Here is a 13,218-nt window from a genome sequence, read left to right as displayed (position 1 = left end):
GCTTAGAGGCGGGCGTTCCGCGGACGTGGCTGGCACACCGGGCAAGTATAGGAGGACCGGTTCATGAACTGTTCCCGCTTGATGATGCCGGGCAAACCCGAAGCGCTGCAGCGGCGGCACGGCTGGCCTTCCCTGCCATAGACGTTGAGGGACCGGGAGAAGTACCCCGAGTCCCCGTTGACGTTTACATACAGCGAGTCGAAACTCGTGCCTCCTGCCGCCAGGGAATCCCTCATGACATCCGTCGCCGCTTGCACGATCCTGAGGGCGTCCTTGCGCCGCATCGTGTCGGTCGGTCTCGCATAGTGAAGCTGTGCCCGCCACAACGCCTCATCCGCATAGATGTTGCCAATGCCTGACACCAGCCCTTGGTCCAGGAGAGCGCGTTTCAGGCCGGTCTTGCGAGCATGAAGCCGTCGGAAGAAAGCTTCAAAGTCGAAATAGGGGTCCAGCGGATCCCGCGCGATGTGCGATGCTTCCTCGGCAATTTCGGGAAGGGGGGTCTCCCCGAGGCCGCCGGGACCGCCGTCGGGAGTGGGCACCAGGGACGTTATGAAAAGACCGCCGAAGATCCGCTGGTCGACAAAACGCAGTTCCTCAGGCATGCCTTCGGAATCGCTCAGCCGGAGCCTCACCTTCAGGTGCTTCTCATCCGGCACAGCGGGATCCTGCACGAGCAGCTGCCCGCTCATGCCCAGGTGCGCCATGAGGGCCACGCCGGGAAGTTCCTGGCCGTCATCGGATCCAGGCGCTTCTAGTGGCAACCACAGGAATTTTCCACGACGGACGACGTCCGTCACGGTTGCGCCCTCGAGATTGCCGATGAAGTCTTCAACACCCAGGGCATGCCGCCGAATGGATCGCGGATCAATTACCTCGACACTCGTGACAGTCCGGCCGCGAACCCAGCGCGCCAGGCCGCGTCGTACTACTTCGACTTCAGGAAGCTCGGGCACAGTGGACTACTCAGGCGCAGTGGATTAGTTGCTTAGGGTGCCGGGGGTGCCTGTGGAGCGGCTGTGGCCTCCGGAAGAGCGAGTCGCGGCGCCTTGCTGGCTCAGGGAGCGCCAGGCATCGGCCGCTGCTTCCTGTTCGGCTTCCTTTTTCGAATGGCCAAAGCCCTTGCCGTACGCGACGCCGCCGATCTGCAATATCGCCTCGAAGGTCCTGGCGTGGTCGGGGCCGGAACCCTCCACCGCGTAGAAGATGGCGCCGAGCTGGCGGCTGGCCGTCAGCTCCTGGATGCTGGTCTTCCAGTCAGTACCCGCGCCGAGGGCGGCGGCGTCGCGAAGGAGCGGACCGACCATCCGCATGACCAGTTGGCGGGCAGTCTCAATGTCGTTGGAGAGGTAGGTGGCGCCAATGAGGGCCTCCATGGTGTCCGCCAGGATGGACGCTTTGTTCTTGCCGTCCGTGAGCTTTTCGCCCTGGCCAAGGTAAATGTATTCCCCGATGCCCAGCTCACGGCCAATAGCGGCCAGTGCCCGCGTGCTCACGACGGCGGAGCGCCGCTTGGCGAGTTCGCCTTCGGGCAGGTCCGGGTTGTCACGGTAGAGGGCGTCCGTGACGGAGAAACCCAGAATGGAGTCCCCGAGGAACTCAAGCCGTTCGTTAGTGGGAATGCCACCGTTCTCGTAGGCGTATGAACGATGAGTTAGAGCAAGACGAAGCGTCTCGGCGTCGATATCGACGCCGAGACGCTTCAGAAGCTCTTCAGTTGAAGGCATCAGACCTGCTGGCAGATCAGACGTCAGCGACCTTGCGGCCCTTGTACTCAAGGAACAGCGCGGTGCCGGCGGAGTCGGTAACGACCTTTGCCTGGTGCGGCAGGCTGTAGGTAACCTGGCCGTTTTCGATGGTCTTTACCAGGTGGGGGGCAGTTGCCTTCCACTGGGAGCGGCGTGCGCGGGTATTTGCGCGAGACATTTTCCGCTTGGGAACAGCCACGGCTAACTCATTTCTCTCTTAGTCCAACACTTGTTAATCAATTTTGCCGGTCAGGCTTAGCCAGGTCAGCCAGGGCAGCCCAGCGAGGATCCAAGACCTCGTGGTGGTGCCCCGGTTCATCTTCCAGGCGAACTCCACATTCGGAGCAAAGACCCTGGCAGTCTTCCCGGCACACCGGCTGGAACGGCAGCATGGTCACCACTGCGTCCCGCAACACCGGCTCAAGATCGATTAGATCGTGCTCGACTCGACGTTGCTCTTCATCGTCTTCTCCGTCGGAAAGCTGAATGCCTTCGTAGAAGAAAAGCTCTTGCACATTGACCTCAAGGTCATACGCAAGGGGATCCAGGCATCGACCGCACTCGCCCACAACTTCGGCTAGCGCGGTTCCTGATACCAGAATTCCTTCGTGTACGGCCTCAAGCCTCAGGTCGAGCTCGATATCCGAGCCTTCCTGAACGCCAATGAGCGCTACACCAAGGTCACTTGGTGCAGGTACATGTTCCTTGAGTGTCCGCATGGTTCCCGGACTGCGTCCGAGATCCCTGACGTCGAGCGTCAGGGGCGAACCAGCATCACGTTTGATGAGAACTCCTGTAGAACATATGACCGACGTACTATCTTAGCCTGATCCCGCCAAGGGACTCAAACCGGACAGGGTCCGGCGTGCTCTCCCCAGGCCGATCGGGCCCCATAGAAACCATCGTCCCCGAAAGCAGATGGGTCCGGGCTCCTAAGGTACCGAAACAGCTTACCTGTTGAAGTTCCGGTCAGGGGCGGGACTCGCCCGCGAGAAGCCTTTTCAGCACTGATCGAGGCACAAAGTCAGAAATGTCTCCGCCGAGGAGCGAGACCTCCTTGATCAGGGTGGACGACAGGTGAACGTAGTGGGCTTCCGCCGGGAGGAAGACCGTCTCCACGCCCGTGAGCTGACGGTTCATGGTAGCCATCGGCAGTTCGTAGTCGAAGTCCGAGGAGGAGCGGAGGCCTTTGACTATGGCGGAGACGCCACGGTGCCTGCAGTACTCCGCGAGCAGCCCCTCACCCATAGGCTCGACGATGATTCCACGCAACGACGCGAGAGTCTCCCTGGCCATGTCCATACGCTCGTCAAGGGTGAAGCGGTACTTCTTGGTGTAGTTAGTGGATACCGCGACGATGACTTCATCAAAGAGACCTGCGGCCCGCGCAATGACCTCAAGGTGGCCGTTGTGGATGGGGTCGAAGGAGCCAGGGCACACTGCGCGTCTCATGCTTCGAACCTACCCCATGCAGCCTCCGGGATACCATGACTGAAGCGCCAGGTCCGGACCAGCCGAGACCCGTGCCCGCAGGAAGGCAGCAGCCAGTGACAAGCCCGGCCTCATCCCGACTGGAGACGCCAGCGCCGTGGCAGCGCGCGGCTATGGGAGCGAACCTCCTTTCCCCCGACGGCGCCCTGGGCATAACCATTTTCGAGGAGATGACCGCCCTCGCCGTCGCTACCGGTGCCATCAATCTTGGGCAGGGGTTTCCCGACGAGGACGGCCCCGCAGAAATCAAGGCTGCGGCGCAGGAGGCGATCGCCGCCGGAGCCAACCAGTACGCGCCGGGCAAGGGCATCGCCCAACTTCGCGAAGCCGTGGCCGCCCACCAGGAGCGCTTCTACGGGCTCACCCCTGATCCGGAGACCGAAGTCATCATCACCACCGGCGCGACCGAGGGCATCGCGGCATCCCTCATGGCGTTCATCCGGCCCGGGGACGAAGTCCTCACCTTTGAACCCTTCTACGATTCCTACGGCGCAATGATTGGACTGGCGGGAGCAACACATCGCACAGTCCCCCTGCTGGCGCCGGATTTCATGCCCGACCTGGATGCCTTGGAAGCCGCCCTCTCAGCAAAGACGAAGGTGGTGCTCCTCAACAACCCGCACAACCCGACCGGTGCGGTATTCCCCCGCGAGGTACTGGAACGCGTGGTGCAAATGGCCGGCGAATATGGGGCCATCATCGTCAGCGATGAGGTGTACGAGCACCTCACCTTCGGCGTCGGGCATGTCCCTGTGGCCAGCCTGCCAGGGGCAGCGGACCGCACCATTACGATTTCCTCGGGCGGCAAGACGTTCTCGTTCACTGGCTGGAAAGTCGGTTGGCTGAGCGGCCCGGCGTCACTGGTCGCGGCCGTCCGTACTGTCAAGCAGTTCCTTACTTATAGCTCGGGGACGCCATTCCAACCTGCCATCGCGGTGGGCCTTGGCCTGCCGGATGAGTTCTACTCAGGCATCGCGGCCGCCCTCCAGCACAAGCGCGATATCCTTGCGGCGGGCCTCTCGGCCGCGGGGCTGGACGTTTTCCTCCCCCAGGGAACATATTTCATCAACGTCGATACGGCGCCCCTGGGCACCGCCGATTCAGTTGAGCTGGCACGGCGGCTTCCGTCGCTGGTGGGCGTCGCAGCTATCCCCGTGCCCGTGTTCTGCCACCCGGAGGGCCAGGCCAGAACTCGCAGCCTCCTGCGTTTCGCCTTTTGCAAGAAGACCGAGGTCCTGGAGGAAGCCGCAGCCAGGCTGGCCACGCTACGGGACAGGCTCTGATCGGGGTGGGCAGATCTCACAGGGATCGCCCGGGTCCAAAACGTAGCGATCCAGAGTCCCCGCTTGGAACACGTTTCCTGCGCGCTTCCGGCCAGCATGCCGTGATTGAGCCGGACACCTTCACGGACGGTGCCTACGTGCTGAGTATCGGCGGCGCCGAACAGTCGCACGTCAATCTCGCCTCTCCCGCGGAGATCCTCTACGAATACCTCCGTCGGATAGGCCATGTGGTCGACCTTGCCGCGCCGGCAGGGCAGCCGATAACAGCTATGCACCTCGGTGCGGGCGCCCTTACATTGGCAAGGTACATCCAGGCGACCCGACCGGGGTCGGAGCAGTTTGCCGTGGAGCTAGAGCGCGAACTCCTCGATTTCGTGCTTCAGCGCCTGCCGCTGCCGGACGGTACCAAGCTGCAGACCTACATCGGTGACGCGAGGGACGTCCTCAACCGCTTCCCCTCCGAATCCCGGTTCGACGTCGTGATCCTGGACATCTTCTCCGGGCCGGAGGCGCCCGCACATCTGGCCAGCGCCGAGTTCTATCGTGAGGTGGCCGCCAGGCTCCAACCGGATGGCGTTCTGATCGTCAATGTCGGCGACGAACCCGGACTGACGCTGGTCCGAAGCCAGGTCGCCGCGCTGCGGGAGGCCATGCCTGACGTTGCGGCCTTCGCCGAGAGCGGGATGTTTGACGGCCGCTACCCCGGCAACATTATCCTCATCGGGACCCAGGCACGCTGGCCATCCGGCTGGTCAGAGGAGCTCACCGCGCGCGGCCCCCACCCGGCAACCGTGCTGGCCGGCGTCGAACTGGACAGGATCGCTGGCTAGGCTGGTTCTGCGAGCCAGAGCCGGGTTTCGCCGTATTTCTTTTCCGCGAACCGCTCCAGGGTCTCCGGCCAATCCGGCTCCGGCGTTCGGGAAGAACGCTCAACCACCACGACGGCGGCCGCGTCCAGGAACGGGGCGAGCTTGGACAACACTGACCCCAGCGCGGATTCATCCAGGGGGTACGGCGGATCCAGGAACACGAGATCCCACCGAATGCCGTCCTGGGTCCGGTCAAGGAATGACTCGACCTTGGAGCGGTGGACGGTCACGGTCTTGCCGCCAAGCACTTGGTTGATCAGGTCGGCATTCCGCTGGCAGATATCGCTGGCGCGGGCATCGAACTCCACCAGGTCTACTGAAGCAGCACCCCGGCTGGCGCTCTCCACGCCCAGCGAACCCGACCCCGCGAAGAGATCGAGGACTCGGGCATCCACAATGGCGTCCAAGGCTTCCAGCCGGGAAAAGAGTGCCTCCTTCACGCGATCTGTGGTGGGTCGCGTGGCGGAACCGGGCACGTTGGCAAGGGGCGTACCTCCGGCAACTCCGGCAATAATCCGGCTCATCCGCTGTTCCTAGCCGCGTTCAAGGAACGCCTCCTTTTCGGGGTTCAAGTACTCATCGATGGCGGCTGCCAGGGTGGAGTGGCCGGCGAGGTCCGGATCTGCTGCAACGATCGCCTGGGCATCCTCCCGAGCCCTTGAAATGACCTCTTCGTGTTCCAGGACTCGCAACAGCCGCAGCGTTGATCGCCCTCCGGACTGGGACGCGCCCAGGATGTCGCCCTCACGCCTGAGCTTGAGGTCCTCCTGGGACAGCTCAAAGCCATCGGTTGTTGCGGCCACGGCGTCAAGGCGACGCCGGCTGGGATGGCCTGGTTCAAGCGTCGTGACAAGCAGGCACGTCCCCGGCAGGCCACCGCGGCCTACGCGGCCACGCAGCTGGTGCAACTGTGAGATGCCGAAGCGGTCCGCATCCAGGATCACCATGAGGGTGGCGTTGTGGACGTCCACCCCCACTTCGATGACCGTCGTCGAAACCAGTACGGACGTTTCGTTGGCCGTAAACGAGGCCATCGTTGTGGTCTTCACTGCCGGGTCCTGCCTGCCGTGCAGTGGTTCGATCCGGATACCGCGCAGCGCCGGTTCTTCCCGCAGGAGCTCCACGACGCCGTTCACTGAGGCGAGCACCCGGGACGCGGCTTCGCCTTCGAGGTCCGACTCGCCCAGTTCCACATCGCCCGGTTCTGCATCCAGTTCTTCTTCGCCCGGACTGAAGTCGCCGTCGTCGTCATCTCCGATCTTGGGGCAGACGACATAGACCTGATGGCTGGCGTCGATCTCTTCCCGGGAGCGGGTCCAGATCCGGTCCGCCCAGGCGGGGTTCTCGGCGAGCCCGACAACGTGCGTGGAAATTGACGCCCTGCCCGCAGGCAGTTCATCGAGGATGGAGGTCTCCAGGTCGCCGAAGACTGTCATGGCCACAGTCCGCGGGATCGGGGTGGCTGTCATGACGAGCAGGTGCGGAGGCCTGCTGGCTTTGGCCCTTAAGGCATCGCGCTGTTCCACTCCGAAGCGGTGCTGCTCGTCGACGACGATCAGGCCTAGATCCTGGAAGGAGGTTTTGTCACTTAACAGGGCATGGGTTCCGATGATGATGCCGGCATTGCCTGAAGCCGCGTCCAGCATCGCCTGCTTCCTGGCCGCCGTCGGCATGGAACCGGTGAGGAGCGTGACCTGCACGCCATCCGAGCCGCCACTGGCCCCGAGCATTCCGGCGCCGCCGAAAAGTCCGTCGCGCGCCAGCGAACCAAGCGTTCGCCTGATCGACTCGTAGTGCTGGGCGGCGAGTACCTCGGTGGGGGCCAGCAGCGCGGCTTGTCCCCCGGCGTCCACCACCTGCAGCATGGCACGCAGGGCCACGATGGTCTTGCCCGAGCCAACCTCGCCTTGGAGGAGGCGGTTCATGGGAGTGTCCCTCGCCAGTTCCTCCGAGAGGGTCTTCCCGACGGCGGACTGGCCGGCTGTCAGGGTGAAGGGAAGCTGGGCATCGAAGGCGTAAAGCAATCCGTCCGGCCGGGGACGCCTCGCTGTCGCCTCCTCGGCCGCCAATTGTGCCCGACGACGGGCCAGGGCGGCTTGCAGGACCAGCGCCTCCTGGTAACGGAACCGATCCCTCGCGAGCTGCCAGTCAACTGCCGTTTCCGGCGAGTGGATCAGGCGGTAGGACCGTGCAATGTTCAGGAAACCCTCACGGCGGACGATCCCGTCCGGCAGGGGATCTTCCAGGGCGTCGAGGTCCACGGTGTCCAGGAGCGTCGAAATGACTTTGTGGATGGACCAACTGGTGAGTTTGGCCGTGGCCGGGTAGACCGGGATCGGCATGGCGGCGAGCTTCTCCGGGTCCATTGACCCGGCGAGTTCGGGGTCGTCGTCAAGCAGCATGAAGTCGGGATTAGTGAGCCCGAGCGATCCGCCGTAACGGGTGACTTTCGCCGAGAACATGGCACGGCGTCCGGGCTGGAGTTCGCTCCTGGCGCGGAAGCCGTTGAAGAAACTGATCTTCAGCATGCCCGGACGGCCGCCCCCTCCGGTGTCGTCCGTGACAACCACATCAGTCAGGGATCCCCGCCTGGCGCGCATCTGGCGGGTGGAGTTGGACAAAACGCGGGCGACGAGTGTCACTTCCTCGTCGAGGGGGAGCTGGCTGATCGGGGTTAGTTCGCCGCGGCTGAGGTATCGCCGCGGGAAATAGTTCAGCAGTTCGCCCACGGTGTGCAAGCCGAGGTTCTTTTCGATAACAGCGGCCGAACGCTTGCCGATCCTCCGCTCAAGCGGCAGCCGTGGTTCCTCGTTCGGACGCCCGGCCTTGTTGAGGTGCTCAGGCGTCATGTCTTTGCTGGTCCATGGCTACGGAGTCCAGGGCTACCGGGTCCAGGGCCGCCGGATCACGGGGCAGGGCCAGCTGGCTGACACTGATGTCAGCGGGTTCCCCCAGTGAGCGGATCAGGGCGACGGCAGGTCCGGCGTCGGGCACATGGACGTGAACGCGCCAACGATAGCTTTGCTCGTCGGGCTCCTCGCCGGGCTGTCCTCCAACCTGGCTCATGATGACGGAGTCTCCGATTTCGTCGAGCCGTTGACGGAGCATGGCCGCGTCAAGCGGCGACAGCGAGATCGTGCACATGACCTCTACGCCGTCGTCATCCGGCATATCGGTGTGGATGTGGGGGTCTTGCAGCCTGTAGCCGTGCAGCCCGTCCAGGAGGTCCTCGCCGATCTCCTCCCCCAGCACCGCCGAACGAAGGCAATCGAGGATCAGCAGCATCCCCACCCCGCCCGCATCCACAACATGGGCTTCATGCAGGGGCGCGAGCTGGTCCTCCGTTCGGACCACGGCTTCGAAGGCTGCGCCAACAGTGGCATCCAGCGCCTGGGCCAAGGAGTGATTGCTGTCGTCCCCGTTCTGGGCGGAATCCACAGCTCCGGCGGCAATGGCGGCCGCTTCCAGTACCGAAAGCATCGTTCCCGGAACGGGCTCGCTCAGAGCAGACCAAGCCCGGATCTGTGCCCGGTTCAACGCAGTGGCAAGCAACGGCGCACTGAGCCGCTGCTTACCGACCAGAGGCTCAGCGGCAGCACAAAGAAAGACGGCGAACAGAGTGCCGGAGTTGCCGCGGGCCTGTTCCATGGCTGCCTGGCCCGCCTGGGCTAAAAGGGCGCCGACGTCGTTCGGGGCCTCCTCGACAGCAAGTTTCGCAGCCCGCACGGTGAGGTAGAGGTTGGTTCCTGTGTCACCGTCAGCCACCGGGAAGATATTGATGGCGTTCAGGCGGTCGCTGTGATTGCCGAGAGTGGTTTCGGCCTTGCCCAACCACCGTTTCATCGCCTGCGCGTTGGCGGCAATCTTAGTCTGCAAAATGATCCCATCCCACGGTGTCAGCGGGCTGTCCCGCTATCCGGACGCCGCTGCGCTCTCCCGCGCCAACGGCCTGGACTGAGCCTATCGCAGTGAAGCCGGACGGCAACTGAACATCCGCCGGGAATGTGGCGAGGAGGCCATGGTCCTCGCCGCCACCGAGCACCCAGTCCAGGGGATCTGCGTCCACGAGGGACGACGCCGGGACGAGTTGGTCGGCCAGGGTCTTGAGGGCAACAGGGTCGAGATCGAGGACCACGGCACTGGCCTTCGCAAGGCGGCCACCGTCACGCAGCAGGCCATCTGAGACGTCCATCATGGCCGTGGCTCCCGCCCGAGCCGCCTCCGGTCCGGCCGGAAGGGGTGGAACGGGCCGGCATTGGGTGTCCACGAGTGCGCGCTGCAGCGGTGACAGGGAATCCAGCACCACAGTGCTTTCCAACAGCGCCAGGCCTGCCGCGGCACGTCCGAGGGATCCGGCGAGGGCAAGGGTGTCCCCCGCAACTGCGCCGGAGCGCAGGACCGGCCGACGACCGTCAAGGGTGCCGATCACGGCAACGGTCACGGCAATCTCACGGCCCCGGCCGAGGTCTCCTCCGGCGACGGAGCACCCGTCGGCCCCCAGCTCGTGAATGCCGGCGATCAGTCCATCGGCAAAATCCTCAACCCAGTCCACGGGAGTGCTGCCAGGCATGGTCAGGCTGACTACCAGGGATGTTGCCCGGCCTCCCATGGCGTTGATGTCACTCAGGTTCTGGGCCACCGCCTTCCACCCGACGTCGAAACCTGTGGTGCGGTAACCGTTCCGCCACTCCAGCCGGAAGTCCTGGTCCTGGGTTTGGGTATCGATGGAAATGAGCGCCCGCCCGTCCGGCGCAGCGACGACAGCGGCGTCGTCGCCGGGGCCAAGAAGGACGTGGTCGCCGTCCGTGAGCCGGGGAAAGATCCGCTCCAGCAGTTCGGCTTCGGACAGGGCAGCTACGGTCAGTGCTGGCTCGTCCAAGGGTTGTTCATCGAGTGGTTTTTCATCGAGGGGTTGTTCATCGGGCACAGCTCTACGCTATCGCGAAGCGGTGACAACAAGACGCAGGCTGCCGGCGCAGCCGGGCCGCTCACGACCCCGAAGCACTTGTGGAAACGGGAGCTTCAAGGACCGGGATAGGCTGGGATGATGCCAAAGAACCACTCCCGCCGGGACACCAGGAAGCGACATGTCGCCGCACCCCTGGTCTTTTCGGCCATGGCACTTACCGCCTGCTCCCCCGCCGTCGACGTTGAACCTGCACAAGACTCCGCAAATCCGGCATGCGCCCCAATGATGGTGGCACTTCCCGATGCCCTGGGGGACGCAGCCCTGCGCAAGACCAACAGCCAGGCGACGGCGGCGTGGGGCGAGCCTTCGAAGGTGATCCTGCGGTGCGGCGTCAACGTTCCAGGCCCGACGACGGACCGGTGCGTCAGCGTCAACGGAATCGACTGGGTGATCAAGGAAGGCGATCCCGTGTGGACCCTGACTACTTTTGGCAGGGAGCCTGCAACCGAAATCCTGATGGATCCGGACCAAATAAGTTCCGCAACCGTGCTGGCTGAACTGGCGGCGGCGGCGGGGAAGATCCCCGCCAGCCGGGGCTGCGTTGGACAGGAAGAACTTCAGGACCTGCCGACTGGCTAGCTCCCGTGCAAGAGCGCCTTACCGCAACCCGGTTTTGCGATTGAGGGCAAGGGAAATGAGCTCGTCGATCAGCTCCGCGTAGCCCAACCCCGAAGCTGCCCACATTTGCGGATACATGCTCTTGGGCGTGAAGCCGGGCATGGTGTTGATTTCATTGATGATCAATTCGCCATCCGGAGTGTAGAAGAAATCCACCCGGCTCAGTCCCTCTGCCCCGACGGAGTCGAAAGCCATTGCCGAAAGCTCGCGAACGCGTGCTATTGCCTCATCCGGAATATCGGCAGGGCAACTCAGGGCTGCTGCATCATCCTCTACATACTTTGCATTGAAGTCATAGAACTCGTGCTCTCCGGAGGCCACGACGATTTCGCCCGGCATGGACGTCCTGGGGGGCTCGGTTCCGCGGCCTTCCAGCACCGCACATTCAATTTCACGCCCGGTAATTCCGGCCTCTATGACAAGCTTCAAGTCATGGCGGCGCGCTTCCTCAATGGCTTCGTCCAGGCCCTCAAGCGAATCGACCTTGGAGATGCCCATGGATGAACCGGCGCGTGCAGGTTTGACGAAGACCGGGTAGCCGAGCCTGTCAACGCGCTTGCGGACGGCCTCAGGGTCGGTAGTCCATTGCCTGTCCGTGACGGCAATGTAGGGTCCCACCCTCAGGCCGGCGGACTCGAAGACCACCTTCATGTAGTGCTTGTCCATGCCGACGGCGGAAGCCAGCACACCGGCGCCGACGTAACGGGTATCGGAGAGCTCCAGCAGGCCCTGAATGGTTCCGTCCTCTCCCCATGGTCCATGCAGGAGCGGGAAGACGACGTCCACTGCGCCCAATTCGCGTGGAAGTTCGTTGGGAGCCGTCACCACCAGCTGGTGTTCCCCGCCCACTTCGGCCAGGGTAACGGTCTGCCCGGACGGTGAAACTTCGGGCAGCGCCTTGGCACTGAGGGACCACTTGCTGGTGTCCCCCGAGGCGAGCACCCATTGGCCGGACTTCGCAATTCCAATGGGGATGACGTCGTATTTGCTGGTGTCTATGGCACCCATGACGCCGGCTGCGGTGACGCAGCTGACTGCATGTTCACTTGAGCGTCCCCCGAAAAGGATTGCGACGCGCGGACGTCTGCCTGCGACAGTGTTCTGGGAGGTCAAGGATTCAGTCACAGTCAGTTATCGCCTTCGGACTTCAGTTCGCGGGACAGGAGTCGTGGTCCCAGTTCATCAACGGACATTTTGCCTTCCAGCACTGCAACGACTGCCGCCGTAATGGGCATTTCAACGCCTACTTTGCCGGCCAGTTCATGCACGGCATGGCCGGATTTGATGCCTTCGGCGGTTTGCGTCATGCGGGCCGTGACCTGTTCGAGGGTAAGCCCCTCTCCCAGGAGCCTGCCGGCAGTGTGGTTGCGGGACAGCGGGGAGGAGCATGTAGCCACAAGGTCACCCAGGCCCGCAAGGCCCGCCATGGTGTGGGCTTCCCCGCCCAAGGCCAGAGCCAGCCGCGACGTTTCGGCAAGCCCGCGCGTGATGACCGAGGCCTTGGTGTTATCGCCCATCTGCTTTCCTTCGCAGATGCCCACCGCCAAGGCAATGACGTTCTTGACGATTCCGCCGATTTCCACGCCGACAACGTCAGTGCTGGTGTACGGGCGGAAATACGGGGCCGTGCAGCAGTGCGCGATCCAGCTTGCCGTAGCCTCATCCCGGCAGGCAACCACTGACGCCGTCGGCTCCTGCCGGGCAATTTCCATCGCCAGGTTCGGACCGGAGACCACTGCGACCCGTTCCGGCGGAAGGCCAAGCTCTTCGGCAATGACTTCGCTCATACGGGAGTCGGTGCCGAGCTCCAGGCCCTTCATAAGGGATACAACAATGGCGTCGGGTGCCAGGTAGGGCTTCCAGTCGCTTAGCTGAGGCCTCAGGGATTGGGCAGGCACGGCCAGGACTACGAGTTCCGCCCCGTCCAGCACCTCAGAGACGTCGGTAGACGCCGTAATGTTGGGCGGCAGGACGATGTCCTTGAGGTACTGGTCGTTGCGGTGCCTGATGTTGATTTCATCAACGACGTCGCTCCGCCGGCCCCAAATCCTGATGCTTCGTTCGACGCCGGAGGCACGGGCCGCATCCGCAAGGACCTTCGCAAACGTGGTTCCCCAGGAACCGGCCCCGAGGACCGCCACTGACGACGGCGACGATGACCCACGTTCGTCGGCTGTCATTTACTGCCGTCCCCGATTACAGAATCCGACGGCGCGGCCTCGCCAGACGGTTCAGCCTGA

At 63.6% G+C, this 13,218-nt stretch carries 14 protein-coding genes; 3 read left to right on the top strand and 11 right to left on the bottom strand.

The window, feature by feature from the left end:
- Positions 1-2: 2 nt before the first annotated feature.
- From mutM to coaD, 5 genes are all read right to left on the bottom strand, one after another.
- A complete protein-coding gene (mutM, locus tag J7E82_RS05730; RefSeq protein WP_214861358.1) occupies positions 3-956 on the bottom strand; it encodes a bifunctional DNA-formamidopyrimidine glycosylase/DNA-(apurinic or apyrimidinic site) lyase in 954 nt (317 codons plus the stop codon).
- Positions 957-980: 24 nt separating this feature from the next.
- A complete protein-coding gene (rnc, locus tag J7E82_RS05725) occupies positions 981-1,727 on the bottom strand; it encodes a ribonuclease III (RefSeq protein ID WP_214861356.1) in 747 nt (248 codons plus the stop codon).
- 16 nt (positions 1,728-1,743) lie between these two features.
- Positions 1,744-1,947, bottom strand: a complete 204-nt coding sequence (gene rpmF, locus J7E82_RS05720; protein WP_214861354.1) for a 50S ribosomal protein L32 — start codon at positions 1,945-1,947, stop codon at positions 1,744-1,746.
- A 37-nt stretch (positions 1,948-1,984) separates the two neighbouring features.
- Positions 1,985-2,509, bottom strand: a complete 525-nt coding sequence (locus J7E82_RS05715) for a DUF177 domain-containing protein (protein ID WP_214861528.1) — start codon at positions 2,507-2,509, stop codon at positions 1,985-1,987.
- Positions 2,510-2,717: 208 nt separating this feature from the next.
- Positions 2,718-3,200: a pantetheine-phosphate adenylyltransferase gene (gene coaD, locus J7E82_RS05710; RefSeq protein WP_214861352.1), complete on the bottom strand. Its 483-nt coding sequence runs from the start codon at positions 3,198-3,200 to the stop codon at positions 2,718-2,720.
- Between the two features lie 152 nt (positions 3,201-3,352).
- On the opposite strand from coaD, the gene J7E82_RS05705 reads away from it, so the two are divergent.
- Together J7E82_RS05705 and J7E82_RS05700 are read left to right on the top strand one after the other, a co-directional pair.
- Positions 3,353-4,522 carry an aminotransferase class I/II-fold pyridoxal phosphate-dependent enzyme gene (locus J7E82_RS05705; RefSeq protein ID WP_214861526.1) on the top strand — a complete coding sequence of 390 codons (1,170 nt, stop codon included), beginning with the start codon at positions 3,353-3,355 and terminating at the stop codon, positions 4,520-4,522.
- A 101-nt stretch (positions 4,523-4,623) separates the two neighbouring features.
- The gene (locus J7E82_RS05700; protein WP_308113634.1) at positions 4,624-5,352 is read left to right on the top strand and encodes a fused MFS/spermidine synthase; all 729 of its coding nucleotides are present in this window, start codon (positions 4,624-4,626) and stop codon (positions 5,350-5,352) included.
- Here the strand turns inward: J7E82_RS05700 and rsmD are convergent.
- The 4 genes from rsmD to J7E82_RS05680 are packed head-to-tail and all read right to left on the bottom strand — an operon-like array spanning position 5,349 to position 10,270.
- The gene (gene rsmD / locus J7E82_RS05695) at positions 5,349-5,915 is read right to left on the bottom strand and encodes a 16S rRNA (guanine(966)-N(2))-methyltransferase RsmD (protein ID WP_214861348.1); all 567 of its coding nucleotides are present in this window, start codon (positions 5,913-5,915) and stop codon (positions 5,349-5,351) included. The genes J7E82_RS05700 and rsmD overlap by 4 nt on opposite strands.
- Positions 5,916-5,924: 9 nt before the next feature.
- Positions 5,925-8,240, bottom strand: a complete 2,316-nt coding sequence (locus J7E82_RS05690; protein WP_214861346.1) for an ATP-dependent DNA helicase RecG — start codon at positions 8,238-8,240, stop codon at positions 5,925-5,927.
- Positions 8,230-9,234 carry a DAK2 domain-containing protein gene (locus tag J7E82_RS05685; protein ID WP_214861524.1) on the bottom strand — a complete coding sequence of 335 codons (1,005 nt, stop codon included), beginning with the start codon at positions 9,232-9,234 and terminating at the stop codon, positions 8,230-8,232. Before J7E82_RS05685 ends, J7E82_RS05690 begins: the two co-directional genes overlap by 11 nt.
- Before the next feature lie 22 nt (positions 9,235-9,256).
- On the bottom strand, positions 9,257-10,270 hold the full coding sequence (locus tag J7E82_RS05680) for a thiamine-phosphate kinase (protein WP_214861522.1): 1,014 nt from the start codon (positions 10,268-10,270) through the stop codon (positions 9,257-9,259).
- 237 nt (positions 10,271-10,507) lie between these two features.
- Here J7E82_RS05680 and J7E82_RS05675 point away from each other — a divergent pair, with 237 nt between their 5' ends.
- Positions 10,508-10,939 carry a DUF3515 domain-containing protein gene (locus J7E82_RS05675; RefSeq protein ID WP_251041511.1) on the top strand — a complete coding sequence of 144 codons (432 nt, stop codon included), beginning with the start codon at positions 10,508-10,510 and terminating at the stop codon, positions 10,937-10,939.
- Positions 10,940-10,957: 18 nt separating this feature from the next.
- Here J7E82_RS05675 and J7E82_RS05670 read toward each other — a convergent pair whose 3' ends face one another.
- Positions 10,958-12,103, bottom strand: coding sequence for a D-alanine--D-alanine ligase family protein (locus J7E82_RS05670; RefSeq protein WP_214861342.1), 1,146 nt, complete (start codon positions 12,101-12,103; stop codon positions 10,958-10,960).
- Between the two features lie 2 nt (positions 12,104-12,105).
- Positions 12,106-13,158, bottom strand: coding sequence for an NAD(P)H-dependent glycerol-3-phosphate dehydrogenase (locus J7E82_RS05665; protein ID WP_214861340.1), 1,053 nt, complete (start codon positions 13,156-13,158; stop codon positions 12,106-12,108).
- Between the last annotated feature and the right edge of the window lie 60 nt (positions 13,159-13,218).

Origin of the sequence: Arthrobacter sp. ISL-30, assembly GCF_018613855.1 — a bacterium.
GTDB lineage: Bacteria > Actinomycetota > Actinomycetes > Actinomycetales > Micrococcaceae > Arthrobacter.
The sequence above is the reverse complement of the archived record's forward strand: the minus strand, read 5'-3'. Positions and strand labels throughout refer to the sequence as shown.